Annotated in this window: 25 protein-coding genes and 1 pseudogene; 6 read left to right on the top strand and 20 right to left on the bottom strand. The window is 73.6% G+C overall.

What is annotated here, in order from left to right; translation table 11 throughout:
- Window positions 1-8: 8 nt before the first annotated feature.
- From BS75_RS49885 to BS75_RS03355, 4 genes are all read right to left on the bottom strand, one after another.
- Window positions 9-167, bottom strand: a complete 159-nt coding sequence (locus BS75_RS49885) for a hydrophobic protein (protein ID WP_152646334.1) — start codon at window positions 165-167, stop codon at window positions 9-11.
- A 52-nt stretch (window positions 168-219) separates the two neighbouring features.
- Complete coding sequence (locus BS75_RS03365) at window positions 220-708, bottom strand: ATP-binding protein (RefSeq protein WP_042440748.1); 489 nt, start codon at window positions 706-708, stop codon at window positions 220-222.
- A gap of 183 nt (window positions 709-891) precedes the next feature.
- Window positions 892-1,317 carry an ATP-binding protein gene (locus BS75_RS03360; protein WP_042440747.1) on the bottom strand — a complete coding sequence of 142 codons (426 nt, stop codon included), beginning with the start codon at window positions 1,315-1,317 and terminating at the stop codon, window positions 892-894.
- Window positions 1,314-1,724, bottom strand: coding sequence for an STAS domain-containing protein (locus tag BS75_RS03355; RefSeq protein ID WP_267970549.1), 411 nt, complete (start codon window positions 1,722-1,724; stop codon window positions 1,314-1,316). The genes BS75_RS03360 and BS75_RS03355 overlap by 4 nt, the downstream gene beginning before the upstream one ends.
- Before the next feature lie 218 nt (window positions 1,725-1,942).
- On the opposite strand from BS75_RS03355, the gene BS75_RS03350 reads away from it, so the two are divergent.
- Genes BS75_RS03350 through BS75_RS03340 form a run of 3 tightly spaced genes read left to right on the top strand, consistent with a single transcriptional unit; the run spans window position 1,943 to window position 3,727 of the window.
- Entirely contained in the window at window positions 1,943-2,842 is a 900-nt protein-coding gene (locus BS75_RS03350; RefSeq protein WP_042440745.1) for an RNA polymerase sigma factor SigF, read from the top strand.
- A 1-nt stretch (window position 2,843) separates the two neighbouring features.
- Window positions 2,844-3,212, top strand: coding sequence for an STAS domain-containing protein (locus tag BS75_RS03345; RefSeq protein ID WP_034087130.1), 369 nt, complete (start codon window positions 2,844-2,846; stop codon window positions 3,210-3,212).
- Window positions 3,209-3,727 carry an ATP-binding protein gene (locus BS75_RS03340; RefSeq protein WP_408022514.1) on the top strand — a complete coding sequence of 173 codons (519 nt, stop codon included), beginning with the start codon at window positions 3,209-3,211 and terminating at the stop codon, window positions 3,725-3,727. Before BS75_RS03345 ends, BS75_RS03340 begins: the two co-directional genes overlap by 4 nt.
- Here BS75_RS03340 and BS75_RS03335 read toward each other — a convergent pair.
- From BS75_RS03335 to BS75_RS03300, 8 genes are all read right to left on the bottom strand, one after another.
- On the bottom strand, window positions 3,720-5,417 hold the full coding sequence (locus BS75_RS03335; protein ID WP_063771623.1) for a fused response regulator/phosphatase: 1,698 nt from the start codon (window positions 5,415-5,417) through the stop codon (window positions 3,720-3,722). The two genes, BS75_RS03340 and BS75_RS03335, sit on opposite strands and share 8 nt — an antisense overlap.
- On the bottom strand, window positions 5,404-7,197 hold the full coding sequence (locus BS75_RS03330) for an ATP-binding response regulator (protein ID WP_231607665.1): 1,794 nt from the start codon (window positions 7,195-7,197) through the stop codon (window positions 5,404-5,406). Before BS75_RS03330 ends, BS75_RS03335 begins: the two co-directional genes overlap by 14 nt.
- Window positions 7,194-8,384 (bottom strand): ATP-binding SpoIIE family protein phosphatase, encoded by a 1,191-nt coding sequence (locus BS75_RS03325; RefSeq protein ID WP_034092311.1) that lies wholly within the window; start codon window positions 8,382-8,384, stop codon window positions 7,194-7,196. The genes BS75_RS03330 and BS75_RS03325 overlap by 4 nt, the downstream gene beginning before the upstream one ends.
- A complete protein-coding gene (locus BS75_RS03320; RefSeq protein ID WP_034087129.1) occupies window positions 8,381-8,791 on the bottom strand; it encodes an ATP-binding protein in 411 nt (136 codons plus the stop codon). Before BS75_RS03320 ends, BS75_RS03325 begins: the two co-directional genes overlap by 4 nt.
- Window position 8,792: 1 nt before the next feature.
- Window positions 8,793-9,173 (bottom strand): STAS domain-containing protein, encoded by a 381-nt coding sequence (locus tag BS75_RS03315; RefSeq protein ID WP_034087128.1) that lies wholly within the window; start codon window positions 9,171-9,173, stop codon window positions 8,793-8,795.
- A complete protein-coding gene (locus BS75_RS03310) occupies window positions 9,170-10,036 on the bottom strand; it encodes an STAS domain-containing protein (RefSeq protein ID WP_034087127.1) in 867 nt (288 codons plus the stop codon). The genes BS75_RS03315 and BS75_RS03310 overlap by 4 nt, the downstream gene beginning before the upstream one ends.
- 139 nt (window positions 10,037-10,175) lie before the next feature.
- Entirely contained in the window at window positions 10,176-10,541 is a 366-nt protein-coding gene (locus BS75_RS49090; RefSeq protein WP_052069136.1) for a hypothetical protein, read from the bottom strand.
- A gap of 96 nt (window positions 10,542-10,637) precedes the next feature.
- Entirely contained in the window at window positions 10,638-10,988 is a 351-nt protein-coding gene (locus BS75_RS03300; RefSeq protein WP_034087126.1) for a hypothetical protein, read from the bottom strand.
- Between the two features lie 352 nt (window positions 10,989-11,340).
- Here BS75_RS03300 and BS75_RS03295 point away from each other — a divergent pair, with 352 nt between their 5' ends.
- Window positions 11,341-12,369, top strand: a complete 1,029-nt coding sequence (locus tag BS75_RS03295) for an acyl-CoA desaturase (RefSeq protein WP_231607664.1) — start codon at window positions 11,341-11,343, stop codon at window positions 12,367-12,369.
- A gap of 96 nt (window positions 12,370-12,465) precedes the next feature.
- Here BS75_RS03295 and BS75_RS49085 read toward each other — a convergent pair whose 3' ends face one another.
- The 3 genes from BS75_RS49085 to BS75_RS03290 form a co-directional block, all read right to left on the bottom strand.
- Window positions 12,466-12,621 carry a DUF6131 family protein gene (locus BS75_RS49085; RefSeq protein WP_169790813.1) on the bottom strand — a complete coding sequence of 52 codons (156 nt, stop codon included), beginning with the start codon at window positions 12,619-12,621 and terminating at the stop codon, window positions 12,466-12,468.
- Between the two features lie 37 nt (window positions 12,622-12,658).
- A complete protein-coding gene (locus BS75_RS47750; RefSeq protein ID WP_152646332.1) occupies window positions 12,659-12,832 on the bottom strand; it encodes a CsbD family protein in 174 nt (57 codons plus the stop codon).
- 243 nt (window positions 12,833-13,075) lie between these two features.
- Window positions 13,076-13,471 (bottom strand): nuclear transport factor 2 family protein, encoded by a 396-nt coding sequence (locus BS75_RS03290; protein WP_034087125.1) that lies wholly within the window; start codon window positions 13,469-13,471, stop codon window positions 13,076-13,078.
- A gap of 54 nt (window positions 13,472-13,525) precedes the next feature.
- Here BS75_RS03290 and BS75_RS03285 point away from each other — a divergent pair, with 54 nt between their 5' ends.
- Window positions 13,526-14,089 carry a PadR family transcriptional regulator gene (locus BS75_RS03285; protein ID WP_034087124.1) on the top strand — a complete coding sequence of 188 codons (564 nt, stop codon included), beginning with the start codon at window positions 13,526-13,528 and terminating at the stop codon, window positions 14,087-14,089.
- A 41-nt stretch (window positions 14,090-14,130) separates the two neighbouring features.
- On the opposite strand, the gene BS75_RS03280 is transcribed toward BS75_RS03285, so the two are convergent.
- From BS75_RS03280 to BS75_RS03270, 4 genes and pseudogenes are all read right to left on the bottom strand, one after another.
- Entirely contained in the window at window positions 14,131-14,325 is a 195-nt protein-coding gene (locus tag BS75_RS03280; RefSeq protein ID WP_034087123.1) for a hypothetical protein, read from the bottom strand.
- Window positions 14,326-14,461: 136 nt separating this feature from the next.
- A pseudogene (locus tag BS75_RS52060) lies at window positions 14,462-14,656 on the bottom strand (DUF5994 family protein); the annotation flags it as partial.
- A gap of 114 nt (window positions 14,657-14,770) precedes the next feature.
- Window positions 14,771-15,364 carry a DUF5994 family protein gene (locus tag BS75_RS03275; protein WP_052069135.1) on the bottom strand — a complete coding sequence of 198 codons (594 nt, stop codon included), beginning with the start codon at window positions 15,362-15,364 and terminating at the stop codon, window positions 14,771-14,773.
- Window positions 15,365-15,469: 105 nt separating this feature from the next.
- Window positions 15,470-16,180, bottom strand: coding sequence for a CBS domain-containing protein (locus BS75_RS03270; RefSeq protein WP_034087122.1), 711 nt, complete (start codon window positions 16,178-16,180; stop codon window positions 15,470-15,472).
- A 196-nt stretch (window positions 16,181-16,376) separates the two neighbouring features.
- Between BS75_RS03270 and BS75_RS03265 the strand changes: the two genes are divergently transcribed.
- On the top strand, window positions 16,377-17,135 hold the full coding sequence (locus tag BS75_RS03265) for a response regulator (protein ID WP_081982071.1): 759 nt from the start codon (window positions 16,377-16,379) through the stop codon (window positions 17,133-17,135).
- On the opposite strand, the gene BS75_RS03260 is transcribed toward BS75_RS03265, so the two are convergent.
- Window positions 17,065-18,843 carry a sensor histidine kinase gene (locus tag BS75_RS03260; protein WP_042440740.1) on the bottom strand — a complete coding sequence of 593 codons (1,779 nt, stop codon included), beginning with the start codon at window positions 18,841-18,843 and terminating at the stop codon, window positions 17,065-17,067. The genes BS75_RS03265 and BS75_RS03260 overlap by 71 nt on opposite strands.
- Window positions 18,844-19,088 lie beyond the last annotated feature (245 nt).

The following is a 19,088-nucleotide window of genomic DNA, read 5'->3' as shown; positions in this document are numbered from 1 at the left end:
GTGACCGGTCACCATCGGTACCAGCGGCCGCCGGAGGATCCGCGGAACGCGAAACCCAGCGCCCAGACCACCAGGACGAAGATCGCCACCCACCACAGCACATGTACCGCGAAGCCGATACCGCCCAGAATCAGGGCCAGCAGGAGCACCAGCAGAAGAGCACCCATCGTCATCCTCCTTCTTCGAAGCAGCGTGTGCCCGCGTCCCGCCGACCCATGCCTACGGCGTTCCCGCGGAGCCGCTCCGGCCGCGGGTGATCTCCAGCCAGACGGTCTTCCCCGATCCGTCCCGGTGCTGCTGCACGCCCCATTCACGGGCGAGCAGGCCGACGAGTCGCATGCCGTGGCCGCCGGGCAGGTCCAACCGGTGCTGACCGCAGAGCACCGGGGGAGTGGGGTCGGCGTCACTCACCTCGATCCGCAACGCCAAGTGCGTCGGAGGCCCGTCGTGGGTGCGCAACGTCAGCCGGTAGGGGGCGGCGCCGTGCCGGCAGGCGTTGGTCACCAGTTCCGACACCAGCAGGACCACGTCCTCGGCCGCCGTCCGTGCGACGGGATCCGCCGGGGGCAGCCAGCTGAACTCGGTCAGGGCCTGCGAGGTGAAGCGCCGGCTGTCGGAGACGGCGCCGTACCCCTCCGGCAGCGGCAGGGTACGGGTCCGGTCGGACCCGCCGGGCGTGCCCGTGGCAGGTGAATGGGGGTCGTGCATGGGTGATCGTCCTCGCTTCCGCCCGCTCCCGCTGCTACCGGGACCAGCGCGCCGGGGGACAGCGCCGAGCGAGGGGCTCGCCAGTACGAGGAAGCAACGACCGGTGGCTCGATGTGTCGTCACCGATGCGTGTGCCCACGAACGCCCGTGGAACACCGCGCGTGCGCTCCGCCCGCCCTGCGGTCAACGGGCCATTTCCAGCCAGACGGTCTTCCCGCCCTGATCGGCCCGCACCCCCCAGGCGGAGGCGAGCTGCGCGACCAGGCGCATCCCGAAGCCCCCCGGCACCTCGGGCCGGTCCGGTCCCATGGTGGGGAGTTCCGGGCCGCTGTCGGTCACCTCCACGCGGAGGTCGGCCCCGATGGGCTCCAGCGTGAGCCGGTAGGGGGCGGCGCCGTGCCGGCAGGCGTTGGTCACCAGTTCGGACACCAGCAGCAGCAGGTCGTCGGCGGCGTCCTGGGCGACCTGGTCCCGCGCCGGAAGCCAGCCGAAGCCGGTCAGCGCCTGTCGGGAGAAATCGCGGGCCGCGCCCACCGCCCCCGCGCCGGACGTCAGCACCAGACGGAGTGTTCCCCCGTCAGGTGCGGTGTCCGCGTCAGCTGCGCTCATCCGACCTCCCGCGCCTGTTCCACAGCCTCGGCACGGGTGGGATGGACCGCGATGACGGTGTCCACACCGGACATCGCCAGCACCCGCGCCATCGCCGGGGTGGGCGCCGCCACGCTGACCACGGACCCGCGCTCCGTCGCCGCACGCCTGGCGACGACCAGGGCGTTCAACCCGGTGGAGTCGCAGAACGTCAGCCGGGAGGCGTCGAGGACCACCCGGGCCCCGTCGATGTCCAGGGCCTCCTGGAAGAGCGAACGGAGCAACGGCGCGCTGTCGAAGTCCAGCTCCCCGGACAGTGCCACGACACGCACTCGGCCCTCGACCGTCAGCCGGCCCGTCAGCCGGCCCAGCTGTCGGGACGGCCCGGTCGCGGACCCCGCTCCCCCCGCGTCGCCTGGATCCGTCACTCGGCACCCCGCCCCTTCGCTCCGAGCAGTCGTCGGCACAAGTCCGGCCACGGGCTCGATCTTACCGGTGCCGGGCCGACGGAGTCCGTCCTGCGCCGGAAAAGCCCGGCGCGTTCGCGGTGCATGGGGTTCCCGATCGGGGGTAGGCGGCCGCGGATGCAAGCATGATCCCCGGTATGGACCCAGTACCGGGAAACCCACTGCGGGAGGAACCCCTCATGGACGGCAGTGTCCGAGTCCTGACCCGGGACGGTCAGATCCAGCATGCGCCGGCGGCCGTGTCGCAGGCCCCTGCGCGGGGCGAGCAGTTCTTTCCCGAACTCGACCTCTCGGACCCGGGCAGGGCTTCGGCCGGCGACGCCCGGGCCATGTCGAAGGTGCTCTTCGTCCGGCTGGCGGAGCTGGAAGAGGGCACTCACGAGTACCAGTACGTGCGCAACACCCTGATCGAACTGAATCTGGCCCTGGTGCGGTTCGCCGCCGGGCGCTTCCGCACCCGCAGCGAGCCGATGGAGGACATCGTCCAGGTCGGCACCATCGGTCTGATCAAGGCCATCGACCGGTTCGACCCGGACCGGGAGATCGAGTTCCCCACCTTCGCGCTGCCCACCATCCTCGGCGAGATCAAGCGCTTCTTCCGGGACACCAGCTGGGCCGTCCACGTCCCGCGCCGGCTGCAGGAGTTGCGGATACAACTGGCCCGGGCGACGGATGAGCTCTCCCAGCGCCTCGACCGGGCCCCCACCACCGCCGAACTCGCCGCGCACCTGGACCTGACCGTCGAGGAGGTCGGCGAGGGCCTGATCGCGGCGAACGGCTACTCGGTGAGCTCCCTGGACGCGAATCCGGGCGAGGAGGACACCGACAACGGGGCCTCCCTCGCCGCGCGCACCGGTGAGCTCGACCCGGGCATCGAGGGCGTCGAGAACCTCGAATCGCTCAAGCCGCTGATGGCCCGGCTGTCCGAGCGCGAGCGCACGATCATCTCGTTGCGCTTCGGGGCCGAGATGACCCAGTCCCAGATAGGGGCGGAACTGGGGATCTCGCAGATGCACGTGTCCCGCCTGCTGAGCCGGGCCCTCGGCTGCCTGCGCACCCACCTGCTGGTCGAGGACTGACATGACACCGGATCCACGAGGTACCGACGCCGCCTTCGCGGTGGAGAGCCACCGGGCGGGCGCGGCGGCCGTGCTGGTCCTGACGGGGGAGCTCGACCACACCTCGGCCCCGCTGCTGAGCGAAGCCCTCCGGGCGGCGCTCGGCGGCGCAGACGTGGACCTGGTGGCGGTCGACTGCGCGCAGCTCACCTTCTGCGACTCCACCGGTCTCAACACCCTGCTCATGGGCCGTGCGGACGCTCGGGCGCAGGACGTCGGGCTGCGGCTGGCCGGCCTGCCGCGGATGGTGGCGAGGCTGTTCGAGATCACCGGTGCGGACACCGTCTTCGAGATCTACCCGGGCCGCGAAGAAGCCCTGGGGGCCCGGTGAGCGACCTCATGAGCCGGCCCTCCTCCGCCGTTCCGGCGCCGGCCCCGGCGCCGGCGCCGCCGTGGGGGTCGGGCCTGCCGGCGGGTGGTCAGGTCCGCCGGCTGGCGCCGGCCGGCACCCGGGGCGCGGTGCGTCGTTGCCGGGGCTTCGCGCGTGAGGCGCTGGAGGACTGGGGGTGGCTGCCGGGCGAGGACGCGGAGCAGCGGGAGGTCGCAGAGGACGTGCTGCTGCTGGTGTCGGAGCTGGTGACCAACGCCTGCCTGCACGCGGGCGGGCCCACCGAGCTGGCGCTGCACGGCACGGCCGGGCGGCTGCGGGTCGCCGTCAGCGACCGCAGCGAACAGCCGCCGGTGCCGCGCACTCCGCACTCGGCGGCCCGCCCCGGTGGCCACGGCCTGCACCTCGTCGACCGGCTCACCAGCCGGTGGGGCACCGAGCCCCGCCCCGGAGGCAAGACCGTCTGGCTGGAGGTCGCCGCGCCGCGCCCGCCCGGTGGACGGGCTCCGCTCAGCTGACGGTGAGTGAGTTCCCCCCGTCGGAGACCTGCGCCCGGTCCGTCTCCGGGCGCGGGGCGCGGATGCGGGCGGCGAACAGGACGATGTCGTCGTCCTGGGCCCGGCCGAAGGCTTCGAGCAGGGCGTCGCACAGCGCCTCGGGCGCGGTGGGGGCAGCCATGGCGACGGCCCGCAGCCTCTCCAGCCGGAGGGCGAGGTCGGTGCCGGGGGTCTCGATGAGGCCGTCGGTGACCAGCACGATCCGGGTTCCGGCGGCAATGTCGTGGGTGGTGGAGCCCGGTTGGGGGCGTCCCACGCCGAGCAGCGTGCCGTGGTCGACCGCGTACCGGGCACTGCCGTCCGGGGCGATCAGCAGCGGAGGCAGGTGTCCGGCGTTCGCGATCTCCAGCCGCCCTCCGCCGGGGGCGATCAGGACCAGGCAGACGGTGGCCGTCCAGCGGGGCCACTCGCGCAGCAGCAGGGTGTCCAGCCGTTCGAGGAGCGCCTGCGGGCCGTATCCGTCGATGGCGTAGGCGCGGAGCGCGTGCCTCAGCTCGCCCATGACGATGGCCGCCTGCAGCGAGTGCCCGACGACGTCCCCCACGGCCAGCAGCAGGCCGCGCTCGGTCTCCACGGCCTCGTAGAAGTCCCCGCCGACCTCGCTCCGGGTGATCGCGGGCAGGTAGCGGACGGCCAGGTCCACCCCGGGAGTGACGGGCAGCCGTCCGGGGAGGAGGGCGCGTTGCAGCAGCAGCGTCAGCGAGTGCTCCTCGCTGTAGCTGCGCAGCGCCTCCAGCGCCAGGGCGCAGGCCTGGCCGAACTGGGCGAGCAGCTTGCGGTCCTCCTCGTTGCGGGCCGCCGCCGCGTCCAGGACCAGGCACACCGCCGGGCGTCCCCGCTTGGTGCGGGCGGTCACCACGGCCACGTCGCCGACGGGCGGAGCGGCGGCACCGCTCCCGCCCGGGGGGCCGCCGAGGTACTCGCTCCAGTCCGGGGCCGGGAGCAGCGCGACCTCGGCCCCGAGGCGGTTGCCGAGGGTGACCCCGGTCAGCTGGTCGAGCAGCTGCCGGGTCGCGGGGAGGGAGGCCGGAGCCTCCTCGCCCGCGCAGAGGGTGACCTGGATCTCCTCGCTCTGCGGCGGCTGCGCCAGCACCAGCGCGGGGGAGCCGGTCAGGGCGTGGGCGCCGCGCGCGGCGGCGACGGTGAAGGCATCGGTGTCCTCGGCGGCGTAGACCGCCAGGGTGGCCTCGTTCAGCGCGGTCAGCCGCTGGGCGAGGCGCTCGGCGCGGGCGCGGGCCCTGGCGTAGCGGAGGGCGGCGGCCACGGTGGCGAGCAGCTCGGTGGGGGCGATCGGCTCGGTGAGGTAGGCGTCCGCGCCGCGGTCCAGGCCCTGGGTGCGGTCGTCGGTGGCGATGGCCACGGCGGAGACATGGATGACCGGGACGCCGGCGGTGTGCGGGGCGGACTTGATCTGCTCGCACACCTCGAAGCCGCTCATGTCGGGGAGCCGGACGTCCACGATGGCGAGCTCGGGCAGTTCGTCGGCCGGTGCGGCGGCCAGGAGGGCCAGCCCCTGGGTGCCGTCGACGGCCTCGACCACGGTGTGCCCGGCCCGTTGCAGCCAGCTGCTGAGAATGTAGCGGTTGGTGGCGTTGTCCTCGACGACCAGCAGTACGGCCGGGGTGTCGTCGGCGGTCTCAGGGGTGCTCATGGCTGCTTCTCTTCCCGGTCTCGACGGCCAGCAGGTCCTGGAGCTGATGGAGGGTCAGGGTGCGTTTGCCCAGCACGGCACGGGCATGGGACAGCCGGTGGCGGGGCACGGTGGCGGGGTCGGCGGAGGTGACCACGACCACCGGGATGTCGCGCAGCTGCGGTTCGGCGGCCAGGCGGTCCAGTACCGCGAAGCCGTCGGCGCCCGGCATGGAGAGGTCGAGCAGGACGGCGTCGGGGCGCTCACGTCGGATCGCGTCCACCACCAGGTGGCCCTCGTCGACCTCGACCACCCGCTCGGCGAGCCGCTCCAGCACCGGTCGGAAGGACTCCCGGAAGCCGCCGTCGTCGTCCGCGCAGAGCACGGTGCCCAGCCGGGCCGCCGGCTGAAGGGCGTGGAGCTGCGGGGGGCGGGGCAGCGGTGCCGGTCCGCGCATCGGCAGCCGGAGCACCACCGCGGTTCCCTCGCCGGGCCGGCTGTCGAGGACCAGGGTGCCGCCCAGGAGCTCGGCCAGCCGCCGTGCGTAGGGCAGGCCGAGCCCGGTGCCCGAGTGGTTGCGCTGGTGCGGGCCGGCCACTTGGTAGAACTCCTCGAAGACCTTCCCCTGCTGGTCCTGCGGGATGCCGACCCCGGTGTCGGTGACGGTGAACAGCATCCAGTCCGAGTCCGGCGATTCGCGTGCGACGTCGAGACGCACCTCGCCGCGACCGGTGAACTTCAGACTGTTGGACAGCAGGTTGCGCAGGATCCGGGCCAGCATGACCTCGTCGGTGACCAGCACGGGGGTGGTGTCGAACAACGCGCGGTCGGTGTCGGGGAACCGCAGGGCCACCCCGGGCTGCGGGGCGGCGAGCAGGATCCCGCGCAACTGGGCGAGCATGCCCCGCAGGTCCACCGGACCCGGGTGCGGCTCCAACCGCCCCGCTTCCGCCTTGGCGACGTCGAGCAGTTCGTCGACCAGGGCCAGCAGCAGGTGTCCGGCCGCGCCGACCAGTCCCACCTGGCGCTGCTGATCGTCGGTGAGCGGATCGGAGCCCGGGTCGAGCAGCAGCCGGGTCAGTCCGACCACCGAGTTGACCGGGGTGCGCAGCTCGTGGCTGACATTGAACCAGAAGCGGGTCTTGGACTCGCTGGCCTCCTGCAGCAGCCGGCTCTTCTCGTCCAGGTCCGCGTAGAGGGCGACGACCCCGCGGTTGGTCTCCTCCAGTTCCTGGGAGAGTTCGGTGTAGAGCGCCAGCACACCCTGGTTGGTCTCCTCCAGTTCGGTGTTCAGCCGCTGCAGCTCCTCGTGCTGCTTGCGGGACTCCTCCAGGGCCGCCATCAGGTCGCTGGTCTGGGCTCGCAGGTCCTCGGTCAGGCTCACCCCCATGCCCGGCCGCAGGGCGGCGCGGACCCGGGCCGCCAGTTCGCCCCCGCCGTCCACGGTCCGGGGCAGGGCGCATTCGAGCACGATCCGGTCGGCCTCCGGCCGCAGGCCGACCTGCGGCAGCAGCCGGGACACGGCCAGTATCGACTCACGGCCCGGCACCCGCCCGTCGGTCCAGGCCAACTCCACGCTCAGCTGCGCGGGTTCGCCCAGCTCCAGGGTGAAGATCGCCCACATCGGGTCGCCCGCGCGCAGCAGGTCCCGGCCGAGCTCGCTCAGCGAGGTCGCGAGCCGGACCTGGTCCTGACTCTCCAGCCCGGCCGCCGCGGCGGCGGTCTTGGCGTAGCGGCGCAGCGCGAAGACGTCCAGCTCGGAGGCGACCGTGAGTTGGAGCAGCCGCTCGCGGCCGTTCACCACAGGCCCTTGGCGACCACGACGCCGGCGTCGTCGTGCCGGATCCCGGCGGTGCGCAACAACTGGCCGGCCGCCACCAGCGGCGAGTGGTGCAGCAGGCCGGGCAGGATATCGGTGCTCCACCGATCGGTCAGACCGTCGGAGTGCATGACCAGGGCACCCCCGGGCGGCAGGGTTTGTTCGAAGGTGCGCAGGCCGCGCAGCTGATGCCCGACGATGCCCGGGAGGGAAACCAGGCCGGTGCGCGATTCCGCCCCCAGCAGCACCCCGGCGATATTGCCGACGCCGCAGTACAGCAGGCGGCCCGTCGAGGGTTCGACCCGGGCGACGGCGACGGCGGCGCCGCGGGTCCCGCGCAGCGCACGGTGGATCTCCTGGACGGCCTCCTCGGGCATCCGGGCACCGCTGCCGCGGAAGGCCTGGACGGCGGCCGCGCCGGCCAGGGCGGCCATGGGGCCGTGGCCCAGGCCGTCGCAGAGCATCACCATGACCGCGGCGCCGCCGCCGGGCGGCGCGGGCGCGGGCGCCGCGGCGGTGGACCTGCGCCCGGCCGCGGCGGTGAGGGCGGACCAGCTGACACCGGAGGGCGCCGGTCCGGGCTCGGCGCCCGCCGACGACCGGACCGTTCGGAACGGCGGGGGCGTGCCGGACGGATCGCCGTCGCCCCCGGGGTCCAGCCGCGCGGCCCAGGCGTCGCCGCACACCTGTTCGCCGTTGATGGCGCGGGTCAGTCCCGCCACCGCCGGTTCGGCCGTCGCGAAGCCGCGGGCGGTGCCGCGGTTCCAGAAGCGGGCGGCCATGACGGTACCGCGCCCGGGCAGCGAGTGGATGTCCAGGGTGTCGGCGAGCCTGGCCAGGGCGCCCAGGCCGATGCCGAGGGTGCCGGTCGAGGAGGAACCGTCCCGCAGGGACCGGGCGACGTCGGCCATGCCCGGCCCCGAGTCGATCGTCAGCACCTCCACCCCGGCGACCTGGGCGGTGCGCACCACCCGCAGCAGCACCGAACCGTCCACGGCGTGCTTGGTCAGGTTGCCGGTGGCCTCGGAGACGCACAGGGCCACCTCGGCCGCGCGCTGTTCGTCCAGGCCCACCCGTCGCGCCAGGGCGGCGGCCGCGCCCCGGGCCGCGGTGAGTTCGTCGCGGAACCAGGCCACGTCCTCGCTGTCCAGCAGCAGGAGGGGGCTCATCTCGCCCACTTGGTGACGGTCACGGTCGTGCCGCGTCCCGGTGCGCTGTCGATCGCGAACTCGTCGACCAGTCGGCGTGATCCGCTCAGGCCCAGGCCCAGGCCGCTGCCCGAGGTCCAGCCGTCGGTCAGGGCGAGTTCCAGGTCCGCGATGCCCGGTCCCGAGTCGTCGAAGACCACCCGCACACCGCGCCGCCCCAGGCCGTCGATCAGCTGCCCTGCCATGGTCCCGCCGCCGCCGTAGACCAGGGTGTTGCGGGCCAGTTCGCTGGCGGCGGTGACCAGTTTGGTCTGCTCCACCAGCGACAGCCGGCACTGCTGGGCCAGGGTGCGCACCAGCTGCCGGGCGCGCACCACGTCCTCGTTGGCGGTGATGGCCAGCACCACCGGTTCCGCTTCGGCGCTCATCTCAGGCCGTCGGATCCGTGCTCGGACGGCCGGAGCGCTCCAGCGCCCGCAGACCCTTCTCCAGGGTCAGCGCCGTGCGCACCCCGCCCAGGGACAGGCCCAGTTCCACCAGGGTGATCGCCACGGCCGGGCGCATGCCCACCACCACCGTCTCGGCGTCCAGCATGCGGGAGATGGAGGCGATGGTCGCCAGCATCCGCCCCACGAAGGAGTCGACGATCTCCACCGCGGTGATGTCGATGACCACGCCGCGGGCCTCGGTGGCGACCACGCGTGCGGCCAGGTCGTCCTGCAGGTGCACCACCGCCCGGTCGTCCAGGTCGGTCTGGATGGAGACCAGGAGGACGTCGCCGATCTGCAGGACCGGCATGCGCTCGCTCATCCGCGTCGACCGTCACGGCCGTTGAGCTCCACGCCGGAGCGCTTGAGTGCATGGCGCAGCGCGTCCGCGAGCGTCGCCTTGGTGACGATGTCCCCGAAGTCGATGCCGAGTGCCACGATCGTCTGCGCGATCTGCGGACGGATTCCGGAGATCGAGCACTCCGCGCCCATGAGCCGGGCCGCGACCACCGTCTTCAGCAGGTGCTGGGCGACCTGGGTGTCGACGGCCGGCACCCCGGTGATGTCGATGATGGCCTGCTCGGAGCCGGTGTCGATGAGCGCCTGCAGCATCTTCTCCATCACCACCATGGTGCGGGCCGAGTCCAGGGTGCCGACCAGCGGCACCGCGATCACCCCGTCCCAGAGCTTCACCACCGGCGTGGACAGTTCGAGCAGCTGCTCGGCCTGTGCGCTGATCAGCTCCTCCCGCGCGCGGGCGTAGGTCTCCACGGTGAACAGCCCCAGCTCGTCCAGCAGCCCGGACAGCTGCAGGTAGGCGCGGACCTCGGCGGCGTCCAGGTCCTTGCCGAGCAGCGGTTCCAGCGCGCCCTTGAGCGCGAAGACGCTGATCGCGGTCTCGGTGGGGGTGAAGCCCTGCCGGGCCCGGGTACGCGAGAGCTCCGACAGCAGCGCGCGCACCTCGGCGAACTGCTCGCCGTGCGCGTCGATCCGGCCCCGGTACTGGTCCTGGGTCAGGGCGAGCACCAGTGCGTCGTACAGCTCCCGCAGCTCCCGCTCGATCTCGGCGCGGCTCACCCGGCCGCGCAGCGAGGCGGAGACCGCAGTGATCCAGCCTGCGGCCAGGTCCTCGCCCTCTGCCGAGAGCAGTTCCGCGAGCCTTCCGAACTCGTTGCCATCAGTCATGACGCGCTCCTCCGACGTCCCGCTCAGCAGCGGGAATTGACGTTTCCTTAACGGTCGAGGGCAGCGTAGGCCATCGGTGCGACCCCGATCGACCGCGGACCCGTGCCCCGTGACCGGACGGTGGCAGCGTCGGGTGTGGTCAACCGGGGTCGGGGCCGTCGTCGTGCGGCGGGGGGCGGTGCGCGACCAGTCCGGGCCAGCGCTGCCGGGCGCCCTGGCGGCTCATGTTGTAGGCGTGGCCCAGCTGCGGGTAGCCGGCCCCGGCCTGCGCCGCGAGCTCCGCCTGGTGGTTCACCTGCCGCTCGACCGCCCGTTGCAGGTGCATCAGGGCATGGAGGCAGGCCAGCGGGTTGCTCTCGACCGGAGTGGTCGGCGGGGCGTCCGTATCGCCGAGCGGACGGAAGGCACGGTGGGCCAGCCGTCGGGCGAGGTCCGCGACAGCGGCGTCGGCGATGCCGGCGATCTCCGCTTCGGAGAGCGCCAGGGCGAAGTGAGTCCCAGGCATGTCCGTCAGCGTAGGCCCCCGCCCTCGGATTCGACAACATTGCTTGTCGGGCGGTGCGGCCCCGGGCCGCGGTGTCGTGCTGCCGGTACGGAGCGGTCAGCTGCGTGCGTCCCCGTAGTAGCCGCCGACTTCCTGGTGGTAGCTCTCGTCGCCGACGTGCTTGTCCTTGTCGAACTCCGGGGAGTCCTTGATCTCCGCCCGGGTGCGGCCGACGTGGATGGTGCTCCCGGGAATGTCGATCGAGGTGATCGTGCCGGCGGGCAGCAGGACGTGCTTCCCGAAGATCCACATGCCGGTGTCGACCACGATGAACGCGGACCCGACCTCCTCTGAGTGCCGGTCGACCTTGCCGATGCTGCCGTCGGTCGCCTCGACGGTGAAGCCGGTCAGGTCCGACCCGACCTGGTAGCCCGATGTCGTCGTGTAGCCCCACACGCTGTCCGTCATGAATGCACCTTCCGTCATGGGCGGCCCAGGGAGGGGCCGCCGGAAATTCGCGGGTGTGTCCGCTCGTCGGTCGACTGCCCGCGATCGTGTGGTCCACACACCGGGGAGCCGGGCCGCGGGCCCGGTCCGCCTCCCGGGACGGACAGCTCTGACCCCCGTCGCGGTGGCCGGGAGCGCGGCGCTTTCGCGGGCCGTCCGGGCTAGGCTGTAGGTACGGAATCCGCTTTCGCGCCGGGCGCAGGCACCCCTGTCCCCTCCGGTGCCGTCCTGGCCGCGTCGCGGCGGGCTCCGCCGAGTACCAGCTGCCCCGGACCCCGGCCGCGCCGAAGACGAGACGGCTCAGGAGCTCCGCGTGACCACGGACAGCACCACCTCGGCACAGACCCAGGTCGTGGACCAGCCGGCCGCCGGGGCTCCCGCCCCGGCACCCGGCGCCGACCAGGTCCCCTACGACGGGCACGAACCCTTCCCGGCCGGCGGGTCCTTCGGCGGACCGGCCCCCGGCGGCCTGCAGATCGGGGCGACCGCCGTGATCGTGGCCTTCCCCTTCCTGGCGGTGGCGCTGGCGGGCTGGATGCTGTGGGGCCGGCTGATCGGCCCGACCGACATCCTGCTCGCGGTGGCCCTCTACTGCCTCACCGGCCTCGGCGTGACCGTGGGCTTCCACCGCTGCCTGACCCACCACAGCTTCACGCCCGCCCCGGCGCTGCGGGTGGCGCTGGCGCTGGCCGGGTCGTTGAGCTTCCAGGGCGACGTCATCGGCTGGGTCGCCACCCACCGGCGGCACCACGCCTTCACCGACCGTCCGGGCGACCCGCACTCGCCCTTCCGCTACGGCACCACGCTCCGCGGCCAACTGCGCGGACTGGCCCACGCCCATGTCGGCTGGCTGTTCACCGCCGAGGCCACCTCGGCCGAACGCTACGCCCCCGACCTGCTGGCCGACCGGAACCTGCGGGTGGTCTCGCGCGCCTTCCCGGCGCTGTGCCTGTTCTCGCTCGCCGTGCCGTTCGCCCTCGGCTGGGCGATCGGCGGCACGCTGCGGGACGCCCTCGCGGCCCTGCTGTGGGCCGGGCTGGTCCGGGTCGCCCTGCTGCAGCACGTGACCTGGAGCGTGAACTCGCTCTGCCACATGATCGGCCTGCGTCCCTTCCGCACCCGCGGCCACGACCGTGCCACCAACCTGTGGCCGCTGGCGCTGCTGTCGTTCGGCGAGAGCTGGCACAACCTGCACCACGCCGAACCCACCTGCGCCCGCCACGGCGTGGACCGTGGGCAGCTCGATCCGAGCGCGGCTGTGATCCGACTGCTGGAGCGCGCGGGCTGGGCCACCGACGTGCGCTGGCCCAGCGCCGACCGCCTCACCGCCCGCCGCCGCTGAGCGATCGGACGGCCCGTCACCACGGCGCCCCCTGCGCACGGCCGGTGAACGGCCGCGCCGGCGGGGGCGCCTCCGGTGCGACGGGGCGCTCCGGTCCTACCAGTAGTGGCGACGCCCCCTGACGGCGTGTCCGAGCGAACCCAGCAGGAACAGGGCCAGCCCGATGACGAGCAGGACGACCCCGATGCCCCACAGCAGGGCGATCTTGGCGACGAAGCCGATGACGAGCAGGATGATGCCGAGGGTGATCACGGTGGTGTCCGATCTCGTGGCGGGGTTCGGCGCGGGCTCAGTGCTTGAAGGCGTCCCTGGCCCGCTCGCGGGCCAGCTTCAGGTTCCCGGAGACCCGCCCCGCCCTGCCCCCGGTCCGCGGCCGGGCGTTCCCGCTGGTCCGGCCGAAGCCCTGCTTGATCCACCCGTGCAGCACCTGCCGCCGGTCGTTGATCTTCTCGATGAGGCTCATTCCGGTCCCTCTCGTCGGCGCCTGGGTCGACTCCCGCGGGCCTCCGCTCGGGCACGGAGGGAATCGCTGTCTTCCGCGGGGTCCGGGCGAAACGGTGGGGGCGCGGGCCCCGATCCTTCGGGGCGGCACTGCCTCACGCGACGCCTCCCAGTCAACGCCCGACCGACGGTGAAGTCAACGTTCGTGGAACTCAGGCGAGTTGGGAGCTCATCAGTGGTGCCACGGGGGCCCGGCGGTCGCGGCTCAGGAGCCCGCCGCCGCCTCCTGCGCGATCTGCTCGAACTGCGCGCCCATCGCCTCGGACAGGGCGTGGGCCCCGGACAGCGGCCGGACCATGACGGTGAACTCGTCGATCCTGCCGTCCTCGTCGGTGTGCAGGAAGTCGCAGCCGTGGACCTCGCGGCCGTTCACCGTCGCGGTGAAGACCAGGGCGTGGTCGCGGCCCTCGGGGTCGCCGATCTCGCGGACGTAGCGGAAGTCCTCGAAGACCCGCAGCACGCCCCGCAGGATGGCTGCGGTGATCGGCCGGCCCCGGTAGGGCTTGTGGACGACCGGGCTGAAGAACACCACGTCCTCGGCCAGCAACGCCTCGACGGCCTGGGCGTCGCGGGCCTCCACGGCACTGCGGAAAGGATGCATCCCCGGTCCTTACTCAACTAGTTGACTAGACGCATTCGACAATAGGGTGGCTCCATGGCATTGCGCAATGCGGTGATGGCCGCACTCCTCGAAGGCGAAGCATCCGGGTACGACCTGGCCAAGGAGTTCGACGCGTCCATGGCCAACTTCTGGATGTCCACCCCGCAGCAGCTCTACCGGGAGCTGGAGCGGATGGAGGGCGAGGGGCTGATCCGGGCGCGCCTGGTGGAGCAGGAGCGCAGGCCCAACAAGCGCGTCTTCTCGCTCACCGAGGCCGGCCGGCGGGCGCTGCACGCGTTCACCGCCGAACCGCCCAGGCCCACCGCGATCCGGGACGAGCTGCTGGTCAAGGTGCAGGCGGTCGACGTCGGCGACACCGGCGCGGTGCTGGCCTCGATCCGGGAGCGCGGCCAGTGGGCGGAGGCGAAGCTGGCGCGCTACGAGCGGCTGCGCGAGCGGCTGCTGGCCGGCCGGAGCGAGGAGGAGTACCTGGCCCGGGCGGAGCGGGTCGGCCCCTACCTGACGCTGCTGCGCGGGCTGGCCTTCGAGCGCGAGAACCTGCGCTGGGCCGAACAGGCCCTGGCGGTCCTGGAACGGCGCGCCGTGTCCCAGGACTGACCGGACTGACCGGGCGGGTCGGCGGGCCTGCCCCGGCGGCCCTACCCCATGGGCGGGGTCGGGTCCGCTGCGCCCCGGCCGTGCCAGGTGCGGACCCGGATGCGGCCCCGGTGCGGGACGTCCGCCCGCTCGGGTCCGTCGGCGAGCAGGGTCTCGGCCGCCTGGTGGTTGCCGGGGCGAGCTGCGGCGGCCATCAGCAGGGCCGCGCGCCGGGGGTCGGTCGCGGGCGGCACCACGAGCAGCTCCCAGCTGCCGATGCGGTAGGAGAAGAGGCTGATGGCGTGGGGGTCCTGGGTGTTGTCGTAACCAGCTGACGTGGACGCAGTGGGAGCCGGCCGGCGAGTCGTGGTGCAGCCCGGACCAGGCGGGGCCGTGCACGGCGGCCCGGGTGATCCGGCCCCAGGCGCGGTCCAGTTCGGCGATCAGGGACGGCAGTTCGGCGGACAGGTCGTGCGAGCGGGGCCACCAGGCGCCGTTGAGCCGGGACCAGGGCCCGGCGGGGGTCAGCGCCAGCCGCAGCCGGGCGTCGGCCCGCGGGCCCACGGGGGGCGGGAGGACGGTGTTCATGGTCATCTTGCGGACCTGTCTCCGGGTGGTCGCCCACCTGGTGGGGAGTTCCCCGGGAGCACGGCAGCAGCCGCGGGGCGGGGTCGGCTCGGACCGGAACCGGGTGGGACCGGATCAGAGCCGGATGAGTGGGGAGTCGGGGCCGGTCGGCGCGGGCCAGTGCGCGACGCGCGTCCGGGCGGCGTTGGCCAGCAGCGGAGCCTCGGCCAGGGGGCCGGTCGGCGGCAGCGCCGGTACCGGCGCCGCTCGGCCCTCGGCGGCGATCAGGGCGCCCGCGGTGGAGGTGCCCCTCGGATCGGTGGCGGCGGCCATCAGCCGGGCGGCGGCGGCCTCGTCGGTCACGGGCGGGACGACCAGCAGGTCCCAGCGGCCGACGTTGGCGGCGAGCAGCAGCAGTTTGTGCGGGTCCTGGCCGGGTCTGAACCAGCCCACGGTGACCGGATGGCCGGCGATCCGCACCCGGCCGAGCAGCGGGTGCCAGTGCATCGGGTCGACGGTGATCCTGCTGATCCGGCCCCAGGACCCCTCCAACGCGGAGAGGAGGGCCGGGAGTTCCTGCTGCAGGTCGTCGGTGCGGGGCCACCAGGCGCCGTCCAGCAGACCGGTGGGGGTGCCGAGCGGCTTGACGGCCAGGCGCAGTCGGGGCGTCCCGGCGGCGGCCCGCGGGGCCGGATCCGAGACGGGGGGAAGAAGCGAGGTGACCGCCATGGCGCGAACCTGTCCCCGGGCCCAAGGACGGGCACGGCGTCGGCGTTCGCCGAGAACGACAGCGGCAGAGCAGCCAGTGTGCAGAGAACCCTCGGTCCCTCCACCCTACTCCGCCCGCGACGCGACCGGACCCTCGGCGGACGGACGCGACCGGTCCTCGTCCCGGCGGTCGTCGAAGGCGTAGGTGAGCTGGTCGTGGACGGCGACGACGCCGTCCACGGTGCGGCACAGCCGCAGCGCGACCGGCAGCAGACTGCGCCGTTCGAGCTGTCCGGTCAGGGTGACCACCCCGTCGAGGACATGGACCTGGACCGCGCCGGGGGCGATGAACAGGGCCAGCCGCAGGACGTCGTGGACGATCTCCTCGCGGACGGCGGTGTCGTGGCGCAGGAAGACCCGCAGCAGGTCGCCCCGGCTCACGACGCCGACCAGCACGCCGGTGTCGTCGACCACCGGCAGGCGCTTGACGTGGTGGCGCTCCATGGTGCGGGCGGCCTCGACGACACTCCAGTCCGGACGGGCGGTGACCAGCAGGGTGGTCATCAGTCCCGCGGCGGTCTCCGCCTCGGCCCGGTCCCGGTCCCGCGGATGCAGCCAGGGGATGGGCGAGCGGCCGTCGGGCTCGGGCCGGACGACCTCCTTGCGGAGCAGGTCCGACTCGGAGACGATCCCGATCGGCCGGAACCCGCCGTCGACCACCGGTACGGCGGTGACGTCGTGGCCGGCGAGCAGCTCGGCGACCCGCTTGAACGGGGCCTCCCGGCGGACGGTCACCACCTGCTGGGTCATCAGATCCTGAACGGTCCTGTGTTGCATGGTCGTTCACTCCTCGGTACGAGTCCTGCGCGGACCCGGCACGGATGCGCGGATGCTCCGCGCCGGGCTCCACTGTGGCTCCGGCGGCCGACGCCGGAACAGGGCCGAACGGCCCTGTTCACCGCCGTACGGGCGGGGCCAAGCTGGTGGGCACCGGGCCCGTGCGGCGAGCCCGGAACCCACCGACAGGAACCCCATGGACCCGGCCACTGCCCCGCGGACGCACCGACCGGCCCCGAGGATCGAGGTGTTCCTGCTGGACGACCACGAGGTGGTCCGGCGCGGGGTGCGCGACCTGCTGGAGTCCGAGGACGACATCACGGTCGTCGGCGAGGCCGCGACCTGTGCCCGGGCCCTGGTCCGGATACCCGCGCTGCGCCCCCGGGTCGCGGTGCTGGACATGCGGCTCCCGGACGGCGACGGCGTCGGCGTCTGCCGCGAACTGCGCTCCCGGATGCCGGACCTGGCCTGCCTGATGCTGACCTCCTTCGACGACGACGACGCCCTGCTGGACTCGATCATGGCCGGGGCGGCCGGCTACGTGCTGAAGCAGATCAAGGGCTCGGACCTGGTCGCCGCCGTCCGGACGGTCGCCGCGGGCGGCTCCACCCTGGACCCGGAGACCACCGCGCACCTGCTCGACCGGCTCCGCCGGCCGCAGGACCCGCCGCCCAGCGGCGACCCCGCCCTGTCCGGGCTCACCGAACGGGAGTCCGGCATCCTGGAGCTGATCGGCGAGGGGATGACCAACCGGCAGATCGGGGCGACGCTCTTCCTGTCGGAGAAGACCGTCAAGAACCACATCTCCCGGATCCTGTCCAAGCTCGGGGTCGAGCGGCGGATCCAGGCCGCGGTGCTGGTCGGCCGGGGCGCACCGGCGGGGCTCAGCCCCGCCGCAGCGGCACCCGCCACACCAGCCGGGTCCCACCCCGGGGTCCCGCGCTCCCGACGCTGAAGGCCCCGCCGAGCTGCTCCGCCCGTGCCGCCAGATTGGCCAGGCCGCTGCGGGCCGCCCCGGCCGGCGACCCCGCACCGGCCTCCCCGGCCACGTCGGGCTCGTCAGCGGTTCCGGTCGGCAGGCCGACGCCGTCGTCGGCCACCTGCAGCGTCAACTCCTGCCCGGACGCCGACACGGTCACCTCGACCGCCCGGGCCCGGGCATGGCGGGCGGTGTTGCTGAGCGCCTCGCCCAGCACCGCGAGCAGGTTCTCCACGCAGTCCGCGTCCACCTCGGTGTCCAGCAGCCCCTCCATCCGCAGCCCCGGGGTGCAGCCCAGGCCGGGAACGGCGCGCTCGACCGTCTCGACCACCCGGGCCCGCAGCCCGTGGCCGACCGGGCCCGGGTCGCGGGCGCGCAGCCCGAAGATGGTCGAACGGATGATCTTGACGGTGGCGTCCAGGTCGTCCACCGCGCGGCGGACCCGCTCCACCGCCTCGGGGTGGTCGATGAAGCGCTCGGCGCTCTGCAGGGTCATCCCGGTGGCGAAGAGCCGCTGGATCGCCAGGTCGTGCAGGTCCCGGGCGATCCGGTCGCGGTCCTCCAACAGGGTGATCTGCTCGGTGTCCCGGCGCCGCTCGGCCAGTTCCAGCGCCAGCGCGGCCTGGCCGGCGAAGCCGAGCAGGGGGCCGGAGTCCGCGCGGGTGAACTCGGCCCCGCCCTCGGCCCTGGCCAGCATCAGCACCCCGCGCACCCCGCCCGCGACCGTGCCCATCCGTACCGCGACGGCGGGGCCGATGCCCTCCCACCGTGCGGAGCCGGCCGTGATCCGGGCGTCCTTGTTCACGTCCGCGCTGATCACCGGGGTGTCGGAGCTCAGGGCCGCGCCGACGAAGGAGCCCTCGGCCGGGAGCACCAGTGCGCGGTGCGCGTCCGCGCCCTCGCCGACTGCGAGCTCCACCACCAGCTCGCTCGCGTCGCCCAGGGGCAGGGCGATCACTGCCAGGTCCGCCTCGGCGATCCGCATCGCCCGGTCCACCAGCAGGTCCAGCACCTCGGCCTGCGGACTGCCGGACAGCAGGCCGTTGGTGACCTCGGCACTCGCCGTCAGCCAGCGCTCTCGGGTCCGGACGGCCAGGTAGAGCCCGGCGTTGTCGATCGCCACGCCGGCCGCCACCGCGAGCGCCGACAGTACCGACTCGTCCTGGTCGTCGAAGTCGCCGCCGCCGTGCTTCTCGGTGAGGTAGATGTTGCCGAAGACCGCGCCGCGCACCCGGATCGGCACCCCGAGGAACGAGTGCATCGGCGGGTGGCCCGGCGGAAAGCCGAGCGAGGCCGGATGCGCGGCCAGCTCCGGCAGCCGCAGCGCCGTCGGACGGCGAATCAGTTCGCCCAGGATGCCGTGGCCCTCCGGCAGCGGTCCGATCGCCGCCACCTGCCGGTCGTCCAGTCCGACCGTGATGAACTGGGACAGCCGCTCGCCCCGGCCGATCACCCCCAACGCCCCGTAACGGGCGTCGACCAGCACCACCGCGGACTCCACGATGTGCCGCAGCACCTGTTCGAGCTCCAGCTCGCGGCCGACCGCGAGCACCGCCTCCAGCAGGCCGTGCACCCGGTCCGTGGCGTCCTTCGCCAGGTCCAGCCGCGCCCGGAGCTCGTCCAGCACCGGGTCCACCGCTCGCGGGTCCCGGTTCGTTCGGCCGTTCGCTGCCTCGCCGGTCATCCGGGCCTCCTAGTGGGCCCCTGGCCGACCGTCGGAAGGCCGACGGGCCGGGGGTGGGGCCGCTCGGGCTCCTACCCGCAGTCGGAGGCCGCACGCGGAAGCGCCACCTGCGTTCGACAGGGGCCGACCGGCCCACCCCCGCCCCCGGTCGGCCCCTGCCGGAGGGCTGCGCCCGGGGCGAGGCTCGGAGGGACGGACACCTGTCCCCGCAGCCGCCCCGATCCGATCCCCGAGGAGCCCCCTCC

It is taken from the genome of Streptacidiphilus albus JL83, assembly GCF_000744705.1.
Taxonomy (GTDB): Bacteria; Actinomycetota; Actinomycetes; order Streptomycetales; family Streptomycetaceae; genus Streptacidiphilus; species Streptacidiphilus albus.
This window is presented reverse-complemented; position numbering and strand designations above follow the sequence as displayed.

Coding starts and splice junctions, on each gene's coding strand:
- BS75_RS49885 (WP_152646334.1), bottom strand. CDS start 167: ATGGGTGCTCTTCTGCTGGTGCTCCTGCTGGCCCTGATTCTGGGCGGT.
- BS75_RS03365 (WP_042440748.1), bottom strand. CDS start 708: ATGCACGACCCCCATTCACCTGCCACGGGCACGCCCGGCGGGTCCGAC.
- BS75_RS03360 (WP_042440747.1), bottom strand. CDS start 1,317: ATGAGCGCAGCTGACGCGGACACCGCACCTGACGGGGGAACACTCCGT.
- BS75_RS03350 (WP_042440745.1), top strand. CDS start 1,943: ATGGACGGCAGTGTCCGAGTCCTGACCCGGGACGGTCAGATCCAGCAT.
- BS75_RS03345 (WP_034087130.1), top strand. CDS start 2,844: ATGACACCGGATCCACGAGGTACCGACGCCGCCTTCGCGGTGGAGAGC.
- BS75_RS03335 (WP_063771623.1), bottom strand. CDS start 5,417: ATGAGCACCCCTGAGACCGCCGACGACACCCCGGCCGTACTGCTGGTC.
- BS75_RS03325 (WP_034092311.1), bottom strand. CDS start 8,384: ATGAGCCCCCTCCTGCTGCTGGACAGCGAGGACGTGGCCTGGTTCCGC.
- BS75_RS03320 (WP_034087129.1), bottom strand. CDS start 8,791: ATGAGCGCCGAAGCGGAACCGGTGGTGCTGGCCATCACCGCCAACGAG.
- BS75_RS03315 (WP_034087128.1), bottom strand. CDS start 9,173: ATGAGCGAGCGCATGCCGGTCCTGCAGATCGGCGACGTCCTCCTGGTC.
- BS75_RS03310 (WP_034087127.1), bottom strand. CDS start 10,036: ATGACTGATGGCAACGAGTTCGGAAGGCTCGCGGAACTGCTCTCGGCA.
- BS75_RS49090 (WP_052069136.1), bottom strand. CDS start 10,541: ATGCCTGGGACTCACTTCGCCCTGGCGCTCTCCGAAGCGGAGATCGCC.
- BS75_RS03300 (WP_034087126.1), bottom strand. CDS start 10,988: ATGACGGACAGCGTGTGGGGCTACACGACGACATCGGGCTACCAGGTC.
- BS75_RS47750 (WP_152646332.1), bottom strand. CDS start 12,832: ATGAGCCTCATCGAGAAGATCAACGACCGGCGGCAGGTGCTGCACGGG.
- BS75_RS03290 (WP_034087125.1), bottom strand. CDS start 13,471: ATGCATCCTTTCCGCAGTGCCGTGGAGGCCCGCGACGCCCAGGCCGTC.
- BS75_RS03285 (WP_034087124.1), top strand. CDS start 13,526: ATGGCATTGCGCAATGCGGTGATGGCCGCACTCCTCGAAGGCGAAGCA.
- BS75_RS03275 (WP_052069135.1), bottom strand. CDS start 15,364: ATGGCGGTCACCTCGCTTCTTCCCCCCGTCTCGGATCCGGCCCCGCGG.
- BS75_RS03270 (WP_034087122.1), bottom strand. CDS start 16,180: ATGCAACACAGGACCGTTCAGGATCTGATGACCCAGCAGGTGGTGACC.
- BS75_RS03265 (WP_081982071.1), top strand. CDS start 16,377: ATGGACCCGGCCACTGCCCCGCGGACGCACCGACCGGCCCCGAGGATC.
- BS75_RS03260 (WP_042440740.1), bottom strand. CDS start 18,843: ATGACCGGCGAGGCAGCGAACGGCCGAACGAACCGGGACCCGCGAGCG.